Annotated in this window: 17 protein-coding genes; 14 read left to right on the forward strand and 3 right to left on the reverse strand. The window is 72.1% G+C overall.

Translation table 11 applies throughout. The features are described 5' to 3' along the window. Nucleotides 1-199: 199 nt before the first annotated feature. Nucleotides 200-1,198 (reverse strand): peptidoglycan-binding protein, encoded by a 999-nt coding sequence (locus ACFZAX_RS09655; RefSeq protein WP_390960421.1) that lies wholly within the window; start codon nt 1,196-1,198, stop codon nt 200-202. A 187-nt stretch (nt 1,199-1,385) separates the two neighbouring features. Between ACFZAX_RS09655 and leuE the strand changes: the two genes are divergently transcribed. The 4 genes from leuE to ACFZAX_RS09675 all read left to right on the forward strand — a co-directional run bounded on the left by leuE (nt 1,386) and on the right by ACFZAX_RS09675 (nt 6,257). Further along, nucleotides 1,386-2,081, forward strand: coding sequence for a leucine efflux protein LeuE (gene leuE, locus ACFZAX_RS09660; protein ID WP_390960422.1), 696 nt, complete (start codon nt 1,386-1,388; stop codon nt 2,079-2,081). A 587-nt stretch (nt 2,082-2,668) separates the two neighbouring features. Beyond that, nucleotides 2,669-3,634 (forward strand): glycosyltransferase, encoded by a 966-nt coding sequence (locus tag ACFZAX_RS09665; RefSeq protein ID WP_390960423.1) that lies wholly within the window; start codon nt 2,669-2,671, stop codon nt 3,632-3,634. A 3-nt stretch (nt 3,635-3,637) separates the two neighbouring features. Beyond that, nucleotides 3,638-4,987 (forward strand): polysialyltransferase family glycosyltransferase, encoded by a 1,350-nt coding sequence (locus tag ACFZAX_RS09670; RefSeq protein WP_390960424.1) that lies wholly within the window; start codon nt 3,638-3,640, stop codon nt 4,985-4,987. A 184-nt stretch (nt 4,988-5,171) separates the two neighbouring features. After that, nucleotides 5,172-6,257: an acyltransferase family protein gene (locus ACFZAX_RS09675; protein WP_390960425.1), complete on the forward strand. Its 1,086-nt coding sequence runs from the start codon at nt 5,172-5,174 to the stop codon at nt 6,255-6,257. A gap of 31 nt (nt 6,258-6,288) precedes the next feature. Here ACFZAX_RS09675 and ACFZAX_RS09680 read toward each other — a convergent pair whose 3' ends face one another. Together ACFZAX_RS09680 and ACFZAX_RS09685 are read right to left on the reverse strand one after the other, a co-directional pair. After that, nucleotides 6,289-7,629, reverse strand: a complete 1,341-nt coding sequence (locus ACFZAX_RS09680) for a polysialyltransferase family glycosyltransferase (RefSeq protein ID WP_390960426.1) — start codon at nt 7,627-7,629, stop codon at nt 6,289-6,291. Then, entirely contained in the window at nt 7,626-8,609 is a 984-nt protein-coding gene (locus tag ACFZAX_RS09685; RefSeq protein ID WP_390960427.1) for a glycosyltransferase, read from the reverse strand. Before ACFZAX_RS09685 ends, ACFZAX_RS09680 begins: the two co-directional genes overlap by 4 nt. Nucleotides 8,610-8,816: 207 nt before the next feature. On the opposite strand from ACFZAX_RS09685, the gene ACFZAX_RS09690 reads away from it, so the two are divergent. The 10 genes from ACFZAX_RS09690 to ACFZAX_RS09735 all read left to right on the forward strand — a co-directional run bounded on the left by ACFZAX_RS09690 (nt 8,817) and on the right by ACFZAX_RS09735 (nt 21,185). Beyond that, a complete protein-coding gene (locus ACFZAX_RS09690) occupies nt 8,817-10,199 on the forward strand; it encodes a DUF6716 putative glycosyltransferase (protein ID WP_390960428.1) in 1,383 nt (460 codons plus the stop codon). Between the two features lie 20 nt (nt 10,200-10,219). Then, nucleotides 10,220-11,509 (forward strand): cytidylyltransferase domain-containing protein, encoded by a 1,290-nt coding sequence (locus ACFZAX_RS09695; RefSeq protein WP_390960429.1) that lies wholly within the window; start codon nt 10,220-10,222, stop codon nt 11,507-11,509. Between the two features lie 14 nt (nt 11,510-11,523). Next, on the forward strand, nt 11,524-12,456 hold the full coding sequence (locus tag ACFZAX_RS09700; protein ID WP_390960430.1) for an N-acetylneuraminate synthase family protein: 933 nt from the start codon (nt 11,524-11,526) through the stop codon (nt 12,454-12,456). A gap of 11 nt (nt 12,457-12,467) precedes the next feature. Beyond that, nucleotides 12,468-13,517, forward strand: coding sequence for a hypothetical protein (locus ACFZAX_RS09705; protein WP_390960431.1), 1,050 nt, complete (start codon nt 12,468-12,470; stop codon nt 13,515-13,517). Nucleotides 13,518-13,805: 288 nt separating this feature from the next. Beyond that, entirely contained in the window at nt 13,806-15,056 is a 1,251-nt protein-coding gene (locus tag ACFZAX_RS09710; protein ID WP_390960520.1) for an amidohydrolase, read from the forward strand. A gap of 411 nt (nt 15,057-15,467) precedes the next feature. Further along, the gene (locus ACFZAX_RS09715) at nt 15,468-16,535 is read left to right on the forward strand and encodes a BMP family ABC transporter substrate-binding protein (RefSeq protein ID WP_390960432.1); all 1,068 of its coding nucleotides are present in this window, start codon (nt 15,468-15,470) and stop codon (nt 16,533-16,535) included. 282 nt (nt 16,536-16,817) lie between these two features. Continuing rightward, nucleotides 16,818-18,413, forward strand: coding sequence for an ATP-binding cassette domain-containing protein (locus ACFZAX_RS09720; RefSeq protein ID WP_390960521.1), 1,596 nt, complete (start codon nt 16,818-16,820; stop codon nt 18,411-18,413). Continuing rightward, nucleotides 18,410-19,522 (forward strand): ABC transporter permease, encoded by a 1,113-nt coding sequence (locus ACFZAX_RS09725; RefSeq protein ID WP_390960433.1) that lies wholly within the window; start codon nt 18,410-18,412, stop codon nt 19,520-19,522. The genes ACFZAX_RS09720 and ACFZAX_RS09725 overlap by 4 nt, the downstream gene beginning before the upstream one ends. Further along, entirely contained in the window at nt 19,519-20,787 is a 1,269-nt protein-coding gene (locus ACFZAX_RS09730) for an ABC transporter permease (protein ID WP_390960434.1), read from the forward strand. The genes ACFZAX_RS09725 and ACFZAX_RS09730 overlap by 4 nt, the downstream gene beginning before the upstream one ends. Beyond that, nucleotides 20,784-21,185, forward strand: coding sequence for a cytidine deaminase (locus tag ACFZAX_RS09735; protein ID WP_390960435.1), 402 nt, complete (start codon nt 20,784-20,786; stop codon nt 21,183-21,185). The genes ACFZAX_RS09730 and ACFZAX_RS09735 overlap by 4 nt, the downstream gene beginning before the upstream one ends. Nucleotides 21,186-21,326 lie beyond the last annotated feature (141 nt).

The raw sequence follows: 21,326 nt of genomic DNA on the forward strand, positions 1-21,326 counted from the left end.
GGAAGTGAGCCGACTGGTCATCGGCGGCGCATCGAGCCGGGGTTCCCCCCGTACCTTCGGCTCCGCGCATCGGCGCGGGCGGGACACGTTCCCCCGGTCCCGTCCGCGCCCCTTTCCTCCCTCGCCCCTTCTTCCTCGGTCCGTGGGGTCGTACCGGGCCCGAGTGCGTCGCGTGCGCGCGACGCGTACTGATGGCCCGTCAGTGGTAGATGACCACCTTGTCGCCGTCCTTCACCTGCGCGTAGAGGGCGGAGATCTTCTTCTCGTCGCGGACGTTGACGCACCCGTGGGACGCCCCGCCGTAGCCGCGTGCCGCGAAGTCGGCCGAGTAGTGCACCGCTTGGCCGCCGCTGAAGAACATCGCGTACGGCATCGCGGAGCCGTACAGCGTGGAGACGTGGTGGCGCGACTTCCAGTAGACGGAGAAGACACCCTCACGCGTCGGTGTGTACTCCGAGCCGAACCGCACGTCCATCACCGAGACCACCCGGCCGTCGATCATCCACGCCAGGGTCCGGCTCTCCTTGCTGATGCAGAGCACCCTCCCCTTGAGGCAACGCGGGTCCGGAGCGGCCACGGGACGCTCGGTCGGCGGGTCGAGCTCGGACGCGGTGGGCGTGCGCGTGGCGGCCAGCAGCCGCTGCCAGGTGAGGGAGTCCGTCCGGCCCGTCACCGCGAGGCCGCGCTCGCGCTGGAAGGCCTCCACCGCCGTCGCGGTGAGGGTGCCGTAGTAGCCGGTGGGATTGCGGGCGAAGTGCCCGGCCTGCCGCAGCCGGGCCTGGAGTTCACGCACCCGCGCACCCTCCGAGCCGATGCCCATCAGGGCCGGGGCGGACGGCGAGGGCGCCGGGGCGGAGTGGCTCGCGGCCGGGGCGGACGGCGCGGAGGAAGCGGACGGCTTGTCGTCGGAGGTCCGGGCCGCCGAAGGAGTCCGCGTCGGAGTCCGCGGCGACGAGGACGGCTGCGCGGTGGCGGCCCCGGTGGCCGATCCGGGTACGGGTACGGGCGAGGCGCTCGTGCCGCCGGTCACCTCCACCGGTTCGCACCCCGTCGCCAGGACCGCTCCGGCGAGCAGCACGGCGGCGGTCGCCGCGAGCCTCCGCGCGGGCCGGCCGCGTCCGTACGTACGGACCGGCGGAGCCGGGGCCGGTGGTGGTGTCGATGTCGAGGGTGGACGTGTCGCTCGTGTGCGTGTCACTTCGGCCTCCCCGTGGCCCGCAACGCCCCGCGTACCGGTGTTACGGGAGACGCGTTCCCGCCCCGCACGGTTGCCGAACCTGGTACGCGGACGGCGCCGACCACCGACGGCTGCGCGGACTCGTGACCGCCGCGGGTGGGCCCGGCCCCCGGACAGCGCGTCGAGCACGCGTGCGAAACTCCGTTCCATGCTGGGTGTCACTGATCTGCCGACCTACCTCGTCGGTCTCGTCCTCATCGTTCTCCTGCCGGGACCGAACTCGCTCTACGTGCTGTCCGTCGCAGCCCGGCGCGGCATACGCACCGGATACGTCGCGGCGGCCGGGGTCTGGACCGGTGACACGGTCCTGATGACCCTGTCCGCCCTCGGCGCCGCCTCCCTGCTCCAGACCACGCCGCTGCTCTTCGCGGTGGTCAGGTATGCGGGCGCCGGCTACCTGACCTGGCTGGCCTTCGGGATGCTCCGCGCGGCCCGGCAGCTGTGGCGGGAGCGCAGCCTCAGGGTCGCCGAACTCACCGGCGACACCCCGGCCGCCGGGGAGAAGGGCGCCGGCGGGACGGGCACCGGGGAGGACGGGGCACGGGAGAGGCCGTACCGCCGGGCGCTGGTGGTCAGCATCTTCAACCCGAAGGCCATCCTCTTCCTGATCTCCTTCTTCGTGCAGTTCGTCGACCCCGACTACGCCTACCCGGCGGTGTCGTTCGTCGTCCTGGGCGGGCTTCTCCAGCTGGCGAGCTTCCTCTACCTCTCCGCGCTGATCTTCGGCGGCACCCGCCTCGCCGCCGCCTTCCGCCGCCGCAAGCGGCTTTCGGCGACGGCCACCTCGGCGGCGGGGCTGCTCTTCCTCGGCTTCGCCGCGAAACTCTCGCTCAGCGGCATCTGAGTCCCGCCCGGCGTCAACGGGAGGCCGGTCCCGGCAGGGCGAGGCCCAGCCGTGCGGCGTACGCGCCCAAGCCCGCCCTCGGCGGTGGTGACCGCCCAGCCGACGTACCCGTCCGGGCGGACCAGGAACAGTCCGGAACCGTACGCCGGAGAGAGCGGCGCGCGGTGCACCTGGACCACGATGTCGTCCGGCACCGGCAGCGGGGCGTCGGTGGCGACCGCCGGCAGGGTGAAGTGCGGGCCACGGAACACGTCGAAGAGCCATCGCCTGTCGCCCGTCGCCCGTCGCCCGCGTCCCCGTCCGGCGCCCGGTCGCGGCGTCCCCGGCGAGGAGGACGCGCACCTGGCGGAGGCGCGTGTACCGGAAGTCCCGTCCGTCCGGCCCTCCGGCTCTCCGGCCCTCCGGCTCTCCGGCCCTCCGGCTCTCCGGCTCTCCGGCCCTCCGGACGGGCGGCCGGGCGGACGTCGCCACTTTCGGCACGCCCCCCAGGAGACGTCCAGAGTTCGCCCTCCGTTGGGCCGGGCGACACCTGATCCTTCGCCCCCGTCCCTAGCGTGTACGGACCATGATCGAAGGAGAGGGCCCGCGTGCCGAAGCTGTCCGTTGTCGTCCCGTTCCACAATGTCGGCCCCTTCGCCGACACGACTCTGGGCAGCCTCGCCCGGAACACCGGCCCTGACATCGAGTTCCTGCTGGTGGACGACTGCTCCACGGACGAGACACCGGCCATCATCGACCGCTGGGCCGACAGACTCCCGAACGCCGAGGTCGTCCGGCACGAGAAGAACCTGGGCATCGCCGCAGCCCGCAACAGCGGCATCGACGCCGCCCGGGGGGACTTCGTCACCTTCCTCGACGGCGACGACTGGTACGCCCCCGGCCACCTGGGCCGGCTGCTGCACGCCGCGGCCGAGCTGGACTGCGACTTTGCCCGCACCGACCACGTCCAGGCCACCGGCACCAGCCGGATCGTGAAGCGCGCACCCGCCCGGCTCCGGGACACCGTGCTGGACCCGCGCGACGGCATCGCCTCGCCCGAGTTCGAGACGATGGTCGACTACCCCTTCGTGTGGGCGGGCGTCTACCACCAGCGGCTCTTCGCGGACGGCGGCCACCGCTTCAACACCCGGCTGCGCACCGCCGAGGACCGGCTGTGGATCTGGCAGCTGCACCTGCGGGCCCGTACCTTCGCGGCGCTGAACCTCTACGGCGTCTTCTACCGGCGCGGGGTCACCACCTCCCTGACCCAGATCAAGGACTCGCGCCAACTGGACTTCTTCCCCGCGTACGACACGCTGCTGGACGAGATCCGCGAGGACCCGGACGCGGAGCTCTTCCTCCCCAAGGCGGTCCGCACCTACTGCGCGATGATCGCCTTCCACAACCAGAAGGCGGACGAGTACGAACCCACGACCTTCCGGCGCCTGCGCCAGGAGTCGACGGCCGCACTGCACCGGATGCCCCAGCAGGTACTCGACCTCACCCTGACGACGATGGACGCCAAGCGCAGCGCCGTGCTCAACCGCCTGCGTGACAAGCAGAAGGCCGCCTGACCCATGCCCACTCGACGCACCCAGATCTTCCAGGTCTCGACCCTGTACGGCGCGGCCACCCTCGCCGCCGCTCTCGACGCCGGACAGTTCGGACCGGGGCAGGACAGCCACCGGATCCTTCTCGTCTCCAACAACGCGGCGATCCCGGAAACCGCCCTCCGGCTCGAAGAGATGCGCGGTTACGGGGGCATCGCCGCCCGCTTCGACTCCGTCGTCGACTGGAACGAGGCCATCAGCCCGCTCCACCCGAGCGCCTGGGGCCCGCGCGCCGAGGAGACCGAGCTCTGGCAGCGTGCCCTCCGCCTCGCCTGGGGCATCGACCCCACCGGCCCGGTCGACCTCGTCGTCGAATCCATCCAGGTCAACCCCGCCCGTGCCATCGCCGCGATCTTCGCCGAGAGCGCCGTGCACGTCTACGCGGACGGCCTGATGAGCTACGGCCCGACCCGCAACAGGCTGCCGCGCTCCATCGCCTGCCGCATCCAGCGGGTGCTCCACCTGGACCTCGTCCCCGGACTGCGACCGCTCCTGCTGACCGAGTCCGGGGTCGAGCCCGAGCTCGTGCCCAACGACGCCTTCCGCAAGGTGCTCGGCGAGATCGCCGGATCGGCGGACGGTGACCGGCAGCTCGCGGCGCTCGACGCCGACGCGCCCACGGCCGTCCTGCTGGGGCAGTACCTCGCGGCCCTGGGCATCCTCACCGCCGAGGAGGAGGAGGACCTGCACGTCCGCATGGTGCGCGGGGCGGCGCGGGCGGGCCACACCTCCATCCTCTTCAAGCCGCACCCCACCGCACCGGCCGCCTACACCAGGGCGCTGGACGACGCCGCCGCCGAACTGGGGGTGCGGCTGACCACACTGGACAGCCCGCTGCTCGCCGAGACCCTCTACGAACGGTGCGCGCCCACGCTCGTCGTGGGCTGCTTCTCCACCGCGATGTTCACGGCCGCGGTGTACTACGGCATCCCCGTCGCCCGGGTCGGCACCCGGCTGGTCCTGGACCGCATCACCCCGTACGAGAACAGCAACCGCATCCCGTTGACGATCGTCGACCACCTCGTTCCCGACCTGGACGAGCAGGGCGACGGTCCCGTGCCCGAACTGCCGTCCACCGCAGCAAAAACCCTCGCGCCGCTGGTCCGGACGGTCGGCTACTGCATGCAGGCCAACCTCAACCCCGCACTGCGCGGCGAGGCCGAAGCCTGGCTGCGGGAGAACCTCGGCGCCGGTACCCAGCACTACTTCAAGCGCCGCCGCCTGCAGAAGCTCACGCTCCCCGGCGGTGGCACGCGGGGAGCGGCGATCCGGCTGCGCCGAACCGTGCGGCGCACCCGCGCCAGCCTGGGCCTCTGACCTCCCGGCGGAGGCCGCCCGTCCCGGAAACCACACGTCCCGGAAACCACACGTCCCTCGGGCCGTCGGCCACGCGTGGCCGACGGCCCGCACGCGGCCGACACCTTCCCGACACCCGGACGTAGCGACTGTTCATCCGGCCGGAGTTCACTCCGCACCCGGGCGTTCATAGTCTTCCCTGACCATGTCTTCCTCCGTCACCTCAGCGAGTGCGCCCGCTGCCGCGCAGCCCGGTTCCGAAGCCCGCCCGCGCCGCGAACACCGGTACGACATCGACCTGATCAGGCTGCTCTGCTCCGTCGGCGTGATCCTCTGCCACACGGGCTCCGCGTTCGTGAAAGCCGCGGACCGCGAGGCCTCGAACGGACCCGGCACCTACTGGGCCGGTCTCGTCGCGGACTCGGCGGGCCGCTTCGCCGTGCCGCTGTTCTTCGCGATCGCCGGCTGGGTCGTCCTCGTCGGCGCCCCGGTCCGCGACGGCAGGCAGCTGTGGCAGCGGATCGTGCGGATCATCGTGCCGCTCGGGGTGTGGACGGCGCTCTACCTGGCCTGGGGCAAGGTGCGCGGCACCAACGCCGACCCGCTCCGCGACCTGGCGCTCGACGCCGTGTTCGCGTCGGTCCGGCCCGCCTACCACCTCTGGTACCTGTACGCCTACATCCCCGTGGTCATGGTCCTCGCCTTCGTCGCCCTGGTGAAGGCGGGCAAGCGCCCCTGGGTCCTCGGCGCGGCGCTCCTCGTGCTCGGCGCGGCCCCGTCCCTGTCCGGCGACCTGTCCAAGGTCACGGGCCTGGAACTGCCGCACTTCGGCTGGGGCTTCGGCCCGTACCAGCTGATCTACGCGGTCCTCGGCGCACTGCTTCTCGCCCTGCCCGCCGGGACGTTCGGCCGGCGTGGGACGTGGTGGCTGCTCCTGGCGGGCGGGGCGCTGGCCGCGATCGTCTGGTACCAGCACGACGTGCACTACGCGATCCCCTACGCGAGCGTCCTGGTCGCCCTCCTCAGCGCGGGCGTGCTCTTCTCCCTGCACCGGGTGAGCGTTCCCGAGCGCCTGCGCCCCGCGCTGGCCAGGCTGTCGGGTGCCTCGTTCGGCGCGTACATGGTCCACGTCCTGGTCCTGGGCGTCCTCACCGACGTCCTGGTCGACACCGGCCTCGGCCTGCCGGCCGCGGCGGCACTGACCCTCGCCGTCACCGCCGCGACCGCGGCGCTCTCCTTCGGCGCCGCGCTCCTGTGGACCCGGCTCGGGCTGGCGCGCCTGCTGGGCTGACCCGCCTGCCCGGAGGGACGGCGACCGCCGGTCAGCGGCGCGCGAGGGCGCGGGCGCGACGGGCCACCCGACGCAGCGTCGCGTTGCGGCGGACGAAGGCGAGACGGCCGGGGACGGCGCCGGGCAGGGCGAGTGCACCGAGCCGGCGCCGCTTGAAGTAGCGCCAGGTCCGTGGGGTCAGCCGGGTGGAGAGGTAGCGTTCGGCGGCCGGCCGGAGGTCCGGGCGTACGCGCGGACGCATCGCGAAGGCGACGGCCTCCAGCAGACCGCCCAGCGCCCCGGCCACCGTCTCCCGGTTCGGCGGCGACTGGTTCCGTACCGCCGCGGCGTCGTCCAGACCGGGCAACAGCGCGTCGACGATCGTCACCGGAATCCTGGCGGGGTTCTCGTACGGGGCGAGCCGCTCCAGGAGGGCGTCGGTCCCGGCCGTGGCCACGGGCAGGCCGTAGTGGACCGACGCGCCGAGCAGCGCGGTCGAGGAACGGCCGACGACGAGCGCGGGGCGCAGCAGTGCGAAGAGGACCTCGGCCGGGACCGGGGCGCCGGGCACCTCGAAGGCGGGCACGCTCAGCCCGGCCCCGAGGCGGACGGCCTCCGCCCGCAGTGCCTCGGGGGAGAAGGCGTGCGTGCGGGGGTGCGGCTGGAGCACGAGGTGCGTGTGGCCGAGAGCCGTGGCACCGCGCACCAGCCGCAGCAGGAACTCCTCCTCCTCGGCGGCGGGGAGCGTGCCGGGCTCGGGGAGGAGCAGCAGAGCCGCCCCTCGTGGGGAGGTGAACGCGGGTGCGGAGTGGGCCAGTTCGGTGTGGACTCGGCGCAACGCCGCGGTGGGCAGCGGACGCACGGGTACGCCGAACTCGCCCAGGAGCAGCGGCTCGACGCCGGGCACGAGGTCCGGGTGGAGCAACTGCCGCACCCGGGTGCCGATCAGCGGGCTGATCTTCTCGCCGGTCGGGCCGTATCCCGTCAGGCCGTCCACGTACACGGTGAGCGGGCTGTCGGTGAAGATCTCGGCGATCGCCCGGGCCGGAGAGGCGTGCGGCGACTCCAGCGCCAGCTCGACGTCCTCGTCCCCCAGATCCCAGGCGCGGCGCAGATGCCGCTCCCACAGGGGTACGTCGTCGGGGCGGGGGGTCCACGCGCCCGGGTGCAGGGGGGAGACGGTGTCGTTCCACGAGACCACCTCGCCGAATCGGGTAAGCAGCGTCTCGAACCCGGGCAGCGTCCGCAGCGGCGGCGCCGCTTCCGGGACGGCCGTCGTGTCGCAGAGCAGCAGGATGCGGCGGTCCGCTTCCCCGAAGCAGCCGGAGTCGACCGCCGCGGCGAGCACGGCCGTGCCGTGCGCGCTGGAAGCGGCGAAGATCTGGACGGTCACGCGGCGGTCGTCTCCTTGATTCCGGCGGGACGACGGCGCAACTTGCGCAGCACGGTCGCCCGTTCGGTGTCCATGGTGTTCAGGACGTCGTTCAGCAGGGGCTGGGGCATGTTCGCGAGCGCTGTCGCGCCGAGTGTCTTCAGGGTGCGGGCCGCGGACGGTTCGAACGCGCCGATGTCCTTGACGTGGTGGGCGATGACGGCGCAGTACGTCCGTACCGCCTTCGGCAGCAGGGTCTCCGCGTCCCGGTCCGCCGCGGTCTCCGCCAGCAGCTGGTCGTACGCCCGGATGAAGTCCAGCCGGCGTTCGTCGCCGATCCGGGTGAGGGAGGAGGCGACTCCCCGCCGGTAGAAGTGGCTCAGGGGGCCCAGGACGGCGAAGGACTCCGCCTCCCGGTGCAGCCGCCAGATCCACGGCCGGTCCTCGGCCGTGCGCAGGCCGTCCGTGAAGTGCAGCAGGCCCCGGTCCAGCAGCTCGCGGCGGTAGAGACCGGCCCAGGCGAAGGCGTAGTCCACCGACGTCGTGCGGGTCGCGGGCAGGACAGCGGCCCTGGGGTCGCCCACCACCCCGCGCGGACCGTGCGGGACCCGGCGCACGGTGCGGGCCGTCCCGGTGACCTGGACGTGGTCGGTGCGCACGAACTGGCAGCCCAGCGCCTCCGTCCGGGCGAGGAGGCGGGTGTAGTGGCCGGGCGCGACCCAGTCGTCGCCGTCCAGGAAGGCGATGTACTCCCCCCGGGCCGCGTCCAGGCCGGTGTTGCGGGCCGTGGCCAGACCGGCGTTCCGCGCGTGCCGGCGTACGACCACCCCCTCGACGGTCTCCTCGGCCCGGCGCAGGAGATCCGCCGTACCGTCCGTCGAACAGTCGTCGACGAGGATGAACTCGAAGTCCTCGCGGGCGTTGGCCCGCAGACTTCTGAGCGTGTCGGGCGCGTAGGCCCGGACGTTGAAGAACGGCACGATGACGGAGAGCTTGACCACGTGGACGACGCTAGGCGGAGGCCTGCCCCATTCCCGGTCCGCCGGGTGTCTTCCGGGTGAACTCCGCACGGCGGAACCGTGAACGGCCCCGCAGAACGCGCGACTTCGTCCGATTCGGGGCCCCGACCCCAAGCGGCAGCGGGCTGTTAACCCTTTGTTGCCGTCGTGTTGGGCCGCTCAACGAAATGGCTTCCTACCTTCTAGGACGTGCCCCCACGTACCAATGACCAGGCCGAATCCGCAGAAGCCGCCGCGCACCCCGCGGCGCTCCGGGTGGCCGTCCTCGCCGACTCCGACACCCGGTGGAAATGGGGCGCGCTCACCGCGCGCCGCCTGACCGCCGCGGGCGACACCTCCGTCCCGGAGCGCCCGGTCGAGATCAGCGGACTGCTGCTGCGCGGCCGGGCCACCCCCACCGCACGCCAGCTCGCCGAGGTCGGCGACGTCGGCGTCGACGCCGGGCGGGTCCGCGAGGTCACCGCCGTCGAGTTCCTGCACACCGTGCGCGAGGAGAGGTACGACGTCGTCGTGCTCGCCCTCGTCGGCGGCGGCGTCCAGGCGATGCTGCACGGCCTCGCCGCCCTCGGCCTGCCCCGCAGGCCCGTGGTCGTCACCGGATACGTCGGGGTCGTGTACGAGAAGCTCGCCGACGGGCTCCTGCTCCGCCACGGCGCCGACGTCGTCCTCGCCAACTCGGCCCACGACGCGGAACGCTTCCGCGCCGTGTACGAAGGGGTCGGCGCCGACGCGGGCGCCGTCACCGAGGCCGCCCTGCCGTTCCTCGGCGGCGCCCCGCACACCCCCGAAGCCGGACGTCACACCGTCGTGTTCGCCGCGCAGCCCTCCGTACCCGCGTCCCGCGCCGACCGTACGTACCTGCTGCGCCGGCTCGTCGAGCACGCCCGCAAGCACCCCGACCGCGAGGTGCTGCTCAAGCTCCGCTCCAAGCCGGGCGAGCACACCACGCACATCGAGGAGCTGCCCTACCAGCGGCTCGCCGAGCGGCTGCCCGGCGGACCACCCCCCAACTTCCACCTGGTGTACGGGCACATGGGCGAGGTACTCGACCGCACCGACCTGCTCGTCACCGTCTCCTCCACCGCCGCGCTGGAATCGCTGCACCGGTCCGTCCCGACCGCGATCCTCAGCGACCTCGGCGTCCGCGAGGCGCTCGGCAACCACCACTTCGTCGGCTCCGGGCTCATCACCTCCTGGGACCGGCTCGACGAGGGCCTGCACCCCGTCCCCGACCCCGAGTGGCTCGCGGGCCAGGGCGTCGCCGCCGACGGCACGTACGCCACCGCGTACGACGGGGCCCGCGACAAGGTCGGCGCCCTGCTCGCCGCCGGTGAACTGCCGCCGCTCGCCCCCTACTACACCCCCGCCACCGCGCCGGGATACCTCCCCGGCATCCTCGCCCGCCACCACCTCGGCCCCGACGGCCGTCCGCTGCCCGGTGCGGCGGCCCCCGTCGCCACCGGCCGCATCAGGGGCGCGGTGCGCGAGACCGTCCGCAACGCGGCGCGCGGCGCCTACCGGCAGGGCGTCCAGCGCGTCGCCCCCGTGATCCGGCGGATGGGCGAACTGTGACCACCACTTCAGGAGCATCCATGACGACACCCACCGTCCTCGCGGTGATCCCCGCCCGGGGCGGATCCAAGGGCGTCCCCGCCAAGAACCTCGCCCAGGTCGGCGGCGTCCCGCTGGTGTCCCGCGCGGTCCGCGCCTGCCTCGGCTCCACCGAGGTCACGGACGTCGTCGTCTCCACCGACGACCCCGCCATCGCCGAGGCCGCCCGGATCGCCGGCGAGACCGCGGGCGCACCCGGCCGGGTGCACGTCGTACGGCGCCCCGCGGACATCTCCGGGGACACCGCGACGAGCGAGGCCGCCGTACTGCACGCGCTCGACGCCTTCGAGGCGCTCGACGGCCGCGCCGCCGATGTGGTGCTGCTCGTCCAGTGCACCAGCCCGTTCGTCTCCCGCGAGGACATCGACGGGGTGGCCCGCGCGGTCGCCCGCGAAGGCGCCGACACCGCCGTCACCGTCGCCCCGTTCCACGGCTTCGTGTGGCGCGACGGGGAAGCGGTGGAGGAGAGCAGCTACGGCGTCAACCACGACAAGTCCGTCCGCCCCCGCCGCCAGGACCGTCCGCAGGACCTTCTGGAGACCGGCGCCGCGTACGCCATGGACGTGGCCGGATTCCGTACCCACCGCCACCGCTTCTTCGGCCACACCGCGCTGGTCCGCACGGACCCGGCGCGGGTGCTGGAGATCGACGACCCGCACGACCTGGCCCGTGCCCGCGCGCTCGCCCCGCTCCTCGACCCCTCCCCCCTGCCGACCCTCGCGGACGTGGACGCCGTCGTGCTCGACTTCGACGGCACCCAGACCGACGACCGGGTCATGGTCGGCCAGGACGGCCACGAGACGGTCGCCGTCCACCGAGGCGACGGCCTCGGCATCGCGGCCCTGCGCCGCGCCGGGCTGGACGTCCTCATCCTGTCGACCGAGCAGAACCCGGTCGTCGCCGCCCGTGCCCGCAAGCTCCAGGTCCCGGTGCTGCACGGCATCGACCGCAAGGACCTCGCGCTCAAGCAGTGGTGCGACGAGCGGGGCGTCAGCCCCGACCGGGTCCTCTACGCGGGCAACGACGTCAACGACCTGGCCTGCTTCGCCCTGGCGGGCTGGCCCGTCGCGGTCGCGAGCGCCCACGACTCGGTACGGACCGCGGCACGCGCCGTCACCCGGACCCCCGGCGGCCAGGGGGCGGTGCGCGAGATCGCGGGCTGGCTCCTCGGCCCCGAACTGGCCCTCACCCGGGCCGGTGCACCCACAGCCACCACCACCCCCACAGGCACCACCCCCACCGTCAACACCCCCACGATCACCACCAAGTAAGGAACACCCTCACCATGAGCGACTCCCGTCTGCGCAGCTTCGGTACCCGCACCGCCGGTCCCGGCCAGCCCGTGTACATCACCGGCGAGATCGGCATCAACCACAACGGCGAGCTGGACAACGCCCTGGCCCTGATCGACGTGGCCGCCGACGCCGGCTGCGACGCCGTCAAGTTCCAGAAGCGCACCCCGGAGATCTGCACCCCGCGCGACCAGTGGGACATCGAGCGCGACACCCCCTGGGGCCGGATGACGTACATCGACTACCGCCACCGCGTCGAGTTCGGCGAGGACGAGTACCGCACCATCGCCGAGCACTGCGCCAAGCGCGGCATCGACTGGTTCGCCTCCCCGTGGGACACCGAGGCCGTCGCCTTCCTGGAGAAGTTCGACGTCCCGGCCCACAAGGTCGCTTCCGCCTCCCTCACCGACGACGAGCTGCTCCGCGCCCTGCGCGCCACCGGCCGCACCGTCATCCTCTCCACCGGCATGTCGACCCCGAAGCAGATCCGCCACGCGGTCGAGGTCCTCGGCAGCGACAACATCCTCATGTGCCACGCCACGTCGACCTACCCGTCGGTCGCCGAGGAGCTCAACCTCCGCGTCATCAACACGCTGCAGGCCGAGTACCCCAACGTCCCGATCGGCTACAGCGGCCACGAGACCGGCCTCCAGACCACGCTGGCCGCCGTCGCGCTGGGCGCCGCCTTCGTCGAGCGCCACATCACCCTGGACCGCGCGATGTGGGGCTCCGACCAGGCCGCGTCCGTCGAGCCGCAGGGCCTGGCCCGCCTCGTCCGCGACATCCGCACCATCGAGGCCTCCCTCGGTGACGGCGTCAAGAAGGTCTACGCGTCGGAGCTCGGCCCGATGAAGAAGCTCCGCCGCGTCGCGGGCGTCGTCGCCGAGACCGAGAGCGCGACGGCCGCCGAGCCGGCCGCGGTCTGAGACGACCTCCGGTGAATCTCGCCTTCGTCGAGAGCCCGGTCCAGCTCCTGAACGTCCTGGAGTGGACCCACGCCATGGGGGAGGAGGCGCCGGCCGTCACCACGGTCGTCGTCCTCCCCCCGGTCGACCCGATGTCGCGCGGCCAGCTGCGCAGGATGGCCGACCTGGCCCGCGACGAGGGCATCACCGTGCGCTGGCAGGAGGCGCGCGGCGAACAGGGCACCCCGCTCAGGACGCTGCGCGCCCTCGTCGGGCTGGTGCGCAGGGCCGACCACGTCGTCATCGGCGATCCGTTCTCCCGCTACGTACAGCTCCTGCTGAGCATCGTGCGGACGGGGAACCTCACGGTGGTCGACGACGGCACCGCCACGATGGAGTTCGTGGCCCAGCTCGCCCGCGGCGAGCGGCTCGTGCGCTGGCACCGCAAGGGGAGCAAGGGACCGCGCGAGCTGCTGCTCGCGCCGGTCACCGCCACCGCGCGCCGCCGGTTCGTCCCCTCGCACCGGCACCGCGTCGAGGTGTTCACCGCCATGCCGGTCGAGGCCCCCGACGGGGTGGAGGTCACCGCCAACACCTTCTCCTGGACCCGCGCCCGCTTCGGCCCGCCGCGACTGACCAAGGGGGCCGACATCGTCGGCACCTCCCTGGTGGAGACCGGTGTGGTCGAGGCGGTGCCGTACCAGGAGGCGGTGGCGGCCCTCGCCCGTACCCACGGCGCCACCCGCTACTTCGCCCACCGCCGCGAGGCGACCGACAAGCTCCACGCCCTGGAAGCCGCCACCGGCCTGGAGATCGTCCGCCCGGACCTGCCACTGGAGCTCATCGCCCGGCGCGGCCCCATCGGCCGTACCGTGCTGAGCTTCCCCTCCACCGTGGTGCACACACTGCCCCTCGCGCTGGCGGGAACCGGGGTCAAGGTCGCGGTCTGCGACATCGACCCCCGGTGGCTGCGGGACACGGCCTCCCCGCGTGCGCAGGGCTTCCTCTCGGGCGTCACCGAGACCGCCCGGGACGTGCACCGGCTGGCCTTCGCCCCGCCGGCCCCGTCGGCGGGCCCCTGACCCCGGCCCACCGATGCTCCCCGGCGGGGAGACCCGGCCCTACGGCGTACGCGGCTCACCGCCCGTACGCCGTTCGTCGTACCGCCCCTGCAAGCCCGCCCCTCCGTACGCCGTACGGGCCCGCAGACCCACCCGTACGGCGCAAACGGGAAAAACGGCGGAGTCTACCCACCGTGCGTGCGTCCCACACGTTTCCGCGCCGTTTCCTATTCATCCGAGGTGCTGAAAATTTGTTGATCCATGTCCGATCGGAGGGTCCGTAGGCATACCCTTCGATGGGTGAACCAGTTGAAGTCCCGCGCGTCCCTCGTCCACGCCGACGGTGAACCGGCCGGTGGCTCACCGGTCCGGGCAGCCTCTCTGCCCGGCACGCTCTCCGAAGAGCTCCGGGCCGAGCTGATCGCCTTCCGCCGCGATCTCCACATGCACCCCGAGCTCGGCAACCAGGAGTTCCGCACCACCGCCGCCATCAAGGCGCGGCTGGAGCAGGCCGGGCTCGCCCCCCGTGTGCTCGCCACCGGCACGGGCCTGATGTGTGACGTCGGGCGGTGGGACGGCGAGACGCCGATGCTGGCCCTGCGCGCGGACATCGACGCGCTGCCCATCCCGGACGTCAAGACGGGCGTCCCCTACCGTTCGACCGTCCCCGACCGCGCGCACGCCTGCGGCCACGACGTGCACACCACCACCGTTCTCGGCGCCGGTCTGGTCCTCGCCGCACTCGACCGCCGGGGCGAACTCCCGCACGCGGTACGGCTGATCTTCCAGCCCGCCGAGGAGGTACTGCCCGGCGGCGCTCCCGACGCCATCGAGTCCGGGGTCCTGGAGGGCGTCGGCCGGATCATCGGCGTGCACTGCGACCCCAAGGTGGACGTCGGCAAGATCGGGCTGCGGATCGGGGCCATCACCTCCGCCTGCGACCGGCTGGAAGTCGCCCTGGACGGCGCGGGCGGGCACACCGCGCGTCCGCACCTCACCACCGACCTGGTCACCGCCGCCGCCCGCGTCGCCGTGGACGTGCCCGCGCTGCTCGCCCGCCGGGTCGACGCCCGCGCGGGTCTCGCCGTCACCTGGGGCCGGCTGCACACCGGGCACGCCTGCAACGTGATCCCGCAGCACGCGGAGCTCTCCGGGACGGTCCGCTGCCTCGACCTGAAGGCCTGGCGGGACGCCCCCGACCTGGTGCACGCGGCGGTGGACGAGATCGCGGCGACGCACGGCGCCAAGACCGTCATCAACTACGTCCGCGGCGTGCCGCCCGTCGTCAACGACGCCGCCTCCATCGGGCTGCTCGACGCCGCGATGACCGAGCGCCGCGGACCGTACGCGATCGAGGACACCGAGCAGAGCCTCGGCGGCGAGGACTTCTCCTGGTACCTGGAGCACGTGCCGGGCGCCATGGCCCGCCTCGGTGTCCGGGCGCACGGCGACACCCGCGGCCTGGACCTGCACCGGGGCGACTTCGACGTGGACGAAGAGGCGATCACCGTCGGGGTCGAACTGTTCACCGCCGCCGCCCTGCTCAACGGCGCGAGGTAGGGACCCGGGATGCCGGCCGGGGGAGGCGGAGCGGTGGCCCGGGGCCCGGGGGAGGCGGGGCGGTGGCCCGGGCGCAGGGGCGTGAGGTCCGCGTCGTCCCACGTCCCGTTTCCGGTCGTTCCCGGCATGTTTCCCCCTGATGTCTCCCCGATGTCCGCCGATGTCCCGATAGGGGGCCCTCGTTGCTCGCCGGGGCGCGCGGGAGCCCGAAGCGGCCCGCGGGAGCCCGCCGGGACGGACTTCCGTCCGAAATGTGTCGGTGTATCAGGTGGCGCGATGTGACCAAAGCTCTTCACGACGATCCGATAACGACCGGTGAACGTGTCTTTAACTGACATCTACGCGCGTTACGATCGCGGCGAACCCAGCGCCGGAGTGGCGCTTTCGGTCAGGTTTTTAAGGAGCCTCCCAGTGCGCCGGATCACCAGGATCGCCACCGTGGGCATTGCGTCCGCGGCTTTCGCGCTGTCCGTCACGGCTTGTGGCGGTAAGACGTCTTCCGAGGGCAGCAGCAGCAACAGCAGCAGCGGCTCGTCCTCCAGCGGCAAGACCGCCCTCGCCTACGACATCGGTGGCCGCGGCGACCAGTCGTTCAACGACGCCGCCTACGCGGGCCTGGAGAAGGCCACGAAGGAGCTCGGCTACAAGGGCGTCGAGGCCGAGCCCTCCGAGGGCGAGAGCGACGCGGACAAGATCCAGCGCCTGACCGAGCTCGCGCGCGGCGGCAACAACCCGGTCATCGGTGTCGGCTTCGTCTACGCCAACGCCATCGCCGAGGTCGCCGCGAAGTTCCCGAACACCACGTTCGGGATCATCGACGACAGCTCGAAGCCCACCAAGAACACCGCGAACCTGGTCTTCAGCGAGGAGCAGGGCTCCTACCTCGCCGGCGTCGCCGCCGCCAAGGTCACCAAGACGAACACGGTCGGCTTCATCGGTGGTGTCGAGACCCCGCTGATCAAGAAGTTCGAGGCCGGTTACGTCCAGGGCGTCAAGGACACCAAGGCGGGCGTCAACGTCAAGGTCCAGTACCTGACCCAGCCGCCGGACTTCACGGGCTTCTCCAAGCCGGACCTCGGCAAGGCCGCCGCGCAGGGCCAGCTCGACGCCGGCGCCGACGTGATCTACTCCGCCGCCGGTCTCGCCGGTTCCGGCGCGATCGAGGTCACCTCCAAGGCCAAGAAGTGGTCCATCGGCGTCGACTCCGACCAGTACAACCAGGCGGGCCTCGCCGACTACAAGGACTACATCCTGACGTCGGTCACCAAGGACGTCGCCGACTCGGTCTTCAACCTGATCAAGTCGGTCAAGGACGGCAAGCCGGAGACCGGTGAGATCCGCGCCGGCCTGGACACGGACGGCGTCGGCCTCGCGGCCTCCAACCCGGCCTTCACCAAGATGACGGACGTCACCGCCGCGATCGAGAAGGCCAAGGCCGACATCATCGCCGGCAAGATCACGGTCAAGACCACCCCGTAACGGCCACCCCGGGAGGGCGGCGCGCTCCACGCCGCCGCCCCCCACGGGTGCGCCCGTACGTGCCCGGACGCGGAACCCTATGATTCCGGGACCAGGGAGATCGGCGCTCGCCGGCCTCCCCGGCCCCGGATCGCGTTCCGCCGTCCGGGATCTTTCTATTCGGCAACGCTACGCGTGTAGAGCACCCTCGGGCGCGGTAGCTTCGCCCCCGGCCCCTGCTCGTACGGCCCCGTCATCCCAGGCAGCCGTGCTCCGCTCCTTCCCCGCCAAGGAGAGTGCGTCATCAACGCGTCCAGCCCTCCTGCCGTAGAAATCCGCGGCATCACCAAGCGCTTCCCCGGCGTCGTCGCCAACCACGACATCGACATCACCGTCGCCAAGGGCACCGTGCACGCGCTCATCGGCGAGAACGGCGCCGGCAAGTCGACCCTGATGAAGATCCTCTACGGCATGCAGAAGCCGGACGAGGGCACCATCGCGATCGACGGAGAGACCGTCACCTTCAGCAGCCCCGCCGACGCCATCGCGCGCGGGGTCGGCATGGTCCACCAGCACTTCATGCTCGCCGACAACCTCTCCGTCCTGGAGAACGTCGTCCTCGGCGCCGAGAAACTGCACGGCATCGGCGGCGCGGCCCGGAAGAAGATCCTGGAGATCTCCGACGCCTACGGTCTCAGCGTCCGCCCCGACGTCCTCGTCGAGGACCTCGGTGTCGCCGACCGCCAGCGGGTGGAGATCCTCAAGGTCCTCTACCGGGGCGCCCGCACCCTCATCCTCGACGAGCCCACCGCGGTGCTCGTCCCGCAGGAGGTCGACGCGCTCTTCGTCAACCTCCGCGAGCTCAAGGCCGAGGGCCTGACCGTCATCTTCATCTCGCACAAGCTCGGTGAGGTGCTCTCCGTCGCCGACGAGATCACCGTCATCCGCCGGGGCACCACCGTCGGCACCGCCGACCCGCGCACCGCGACGACCAAGCAGCTCGCCGAGCTGATGGTCGGCAGCGAACTGCCCTCGCCGGAGACCCGCGAGTCGACCGTCACCGACGTGCCCATGCTCACCGTCGACGCCCTGCGGCTCACCGCGACCGACTCCGACGGCGTGATCCGCGAGGTCCTCGACGGCATCGGCTTCACCATCCACAAGGGCGAGGTCCTGGGCATCGCCGGAGTCGAGGGCAACGGCCAGAGCGAGCTGATCGAAGCGCTCACCGGCCTGCGCGACCCGGACGCCGGGACCATCACCCTGGACGGCGCCGACATCTCGCACGTCTCGACCCGCAAGCGCCGCGAGGGCGGCCTCGGCGTCATCCCCGAGGACCGCCACCGCCACGGGCTGCTGCTGGAGTCCCCGCTGTGGGAGAACCGCGTCCTCGGCCACGTCACCGAGAAGCCCAACAGCCGGGGCGTGTTCCTCGACCTGAAGGCCGCCCGCGCCGACACCGAGCGGATCGTGCGCGAGTACGACGTACGCACTCCCGGGATCGACGTCACCGCGGCCTCCCTCTCCGGCGGCAACCAGCAGAAGCTGATCGTCGGCCGTGAGATGAGCCACCGGCCGAAGCTGCTCATCGCCGCCCACCCCACCCGCGGTGTGGACGTCGGCGCGCAGGCGCAGATCTGGGACCAGATCCGCGAAGCGCGCCGCGAGGGCCTCGCGGTGCTGCTCATCTCGGCCGACCTGGACGAGCTGATCGGCCTGTCCGACACGCTGCGCGTCATGTACCGGGGCCGGCTGGTCGCGGACGCCGACCCCGCGAGCATCACGCCGGAGGAGCTGGGCACCGCCATGACCGGCGCGGCCTCCGGCCACATCGCGCACGACGACACCATCGCGCACGACGACACCATCGCGCACGACGAGAACGGTGAGAGCCGATGAAGAAGTTCGACAGGGACCGGCTGCTCCTGGGCGTCGCCGGTCCGGCGCTCGCCCTGGTGGTGGCGTTCCTGCTCACCGCGCTGGTGCTGCTGCTCTCCGGCAACAGCCCCTTCGAGCCGTTCCGGCTGATGTTCGACAACGCTCAGTACGTCGACGTACAGGTGCTGATCGTCAACCAGACCGGCACCTACTATCTCGCCGCGCTCGCCGTCGCCGTCGGGTTCCGGATGAACCTCTTCAACATCGGCGTCGACGGCCAGTACCGGCTCGCCGCGATGATCGCGGCCGTGGTCGGTGCCTCGGTGACCCTGCCGGGTCCGCTGCACATCCTGCTGATCCTCGTCACCGCGATGGCGGTCGGCGCGTTCTGGTCCGGCATCGCCGGCCTCCTGAAGACCCTCCGGGGCGTGAGCGAGGTCGTCTCCACGATCATGCTCAACGCCATCGCGACCAGCCTGATCGCCTGGCTGATCCTGACGGACAACTTCGGTGTCCAGGCGGCCGGCTCCAACGACCTGAACACCGGCGAGATCGCCTCGTCCGGCTGGTTCCCCGGCCTGGACGCGGGCGACGGCGGCACGATCTACGGCTTCACCTTCGTCGCCTTCGCGCTCGGCGTCGTCTACTGGTTCGTCCTCGGCCGCACCCGCTTCGGCTTCGACCTGCGCGCCACCGGCGCCAGCGAGAGCGCCGCCCGGGCCAGCGGCGTCGACGCCAAGCGGATGGTGCTGACGGCCATGCTGATCTCCGGCGCGGTCGCCGGTCTGGTCGGCATGCCGATCCTGCTCGGCCAGAGCCACACGTACAACCTCAGCTTCCCCGCCGGGGTCGGCTTCATGGGCATCACCGTCGCCCTGCTCGGCCGCAACAACCCGGTCGGCATGTTCTTCGCCGCCCTGCTGATGTCCTTCCTGGAGAAGACCTCCGCCTCCCTGGACCAGTACGGGTACCCGCAGGAGATCGCCATGATCATGCAGGGGCTGATCGTGATCTCCGTCGTCGTCTCCTACGAACTTGTCCGCCAGTACGGGCTCCGCCGACAGCAGCAGAAGGTCGGCGAGGAACTCGCCGCCCAGGCCCGCGAGAACCGTGAGGGAGCAGCGGCATGAGCACCGTCCCGACGACGTCCACCGCCACCACCGCGCCCGGGAAGAGCGGCGGCCGGCGCAGGCTGAGCCTGCCGGTCGTCCTCCTGATCGCCGCGGCCGGTCTGGCGCTCTTCTCCCTGACCCGCGTCATCAGTGGCGCGGACGACCTGACCTCGATCGGCCAGGTGTCCGGCGCGCTCCAGCTCGCCGTGCCGATCGGCCTCGCCGGACTCGGCGGCCTGTGGGCCGAACGCGCCGGTGTCGTCAACATCGGCCTCGAAGGCATGATGATCCTCGGCACCTGGTTCGGTGCCTGGGCCGGCTACCAGTGGGGCCCGTGGACCGGTGTCCTGATGGGCATCGTGGGCGGCGCCCTCGGCGGCCTGCTGCACGCCGTGATGACCGTGACGTTCAAGGTCAACCACATCGTCTCCGGTGTGGCGATCAACATCCTCGCGGTGGGCGTCACCCGCTACCTGTCGAACTACACCTTCGCCGAGGCGGAGGGCGGCTCCTCGAAGCAGTCCCCGCGCATCGACGAGATCACCGACATCACGGTCCCCGGCCTCTCCGACTGGATGGCCGACCTCCAGGCCCACCACTGGTTCTTCGTCTCCGACCTCGCCGGAATCATCGGCGGTGTGGTCACCCACCTGTCGCTGCTGACCGTGGTGGCGCTGCTGCTGGTCCCGGGCACCTGGTGGGTGCTCTGGCGCACCGCCTTCGGCCTGCGCCTGCGCTCCTGCGGCGAGAACCCGGTGGCCGCCGAGTCGCTCGGCGTCAACGTCTACACGTACAAGTACATCGCCGTCGCCGTCTCCGGCGGGCTCGCCGGCCTGGCGGGCGCGTTCCTCGCGATCGTCTCCACCGGCATCTACCAGGAGGGCCAGACCGGCGGGCGCGGCTACATCGGCCTCGCCGCGATGATCTTCGGCAACTGGATGCCCGGCGGCATGGCGCTCGGCGCCGGACTCTTCGGCTTCACCGACAGCCTCAAGCTGCGCGGCGGCGCCGAGAACGTCCACGCGGTGCTGCTCTTCCTGGCGATCCTGCTGGTCGCCGCGGTGATCTGGCAGCTGGTGCGGCGCAAGTACATCGGCGCGGCGGTCTCGGCGGTCTTCTCCGCCGGGCTCTTCGTCTGGTACGCGCTCACCGACGAGGTGCCCAGTCAGTTCGTGGACGCCGCCCCGTACGTGGCGACGCTGCTGGTCCTCGCGCTCTCCGCGCAGCGGCTGCGGATGCCCAAGGCCGACGGCGTGCCGTACTTCAAGGGCCAGGGCAAGTGACGACCCCGGCGGCCGAGGCCGACTGGGAAGGGCTGCGGAAGGCGGCCCGGGAGGCGATGTCCCGGGCGTACGCCCCGTACTCCCGCTACCCGGTCGGTGCCGCTGCTTTGGTCGACGACGGCCGCACGGTCGCCGGCTGCAACGTCGAGAACGCCTCGTACGGCATCGGCCTGTGCGCCGAGTGCGGGCTGGTCTCCGAGCTCGTCGCCGGTGGCGGCGGCCGGCTGACGCACTTCACCTGCGTGGACGGCTCGGGCGAGATCCTGGTGCCGTGCGGCCGGTGCCGCCAGTTGCTGTACGAGTTCGGGGGACCCGGCCTCGTCCTGGAGACCCCGGACGGGCTGCGCACCCTCGACGAGATGCTGCCCCAGGCCTTCGGCCCGCAGAACCTGGCCTGAGGCCGACCGCATTTCCCCACTCCGGTGGCCCTCCCGCGCGTCGGGAGGGCCACCTCCGTCTCCCGCCTCTATGCGCGTAGAGTCGGGCGGGTCCGTCCTCTTGCCCGGCGCGACCCGCGCCCTCATGATCGAGCTCCCCTG

It is taken from the genome of Streptomyces sp. NPDC008125 (assembly GCF_042957125.1).
Lineage (GTDB): Bacteria > Actinomycetota > Actinomycetes > Streptomycetales > Streptomycetaceae > Streptomyces.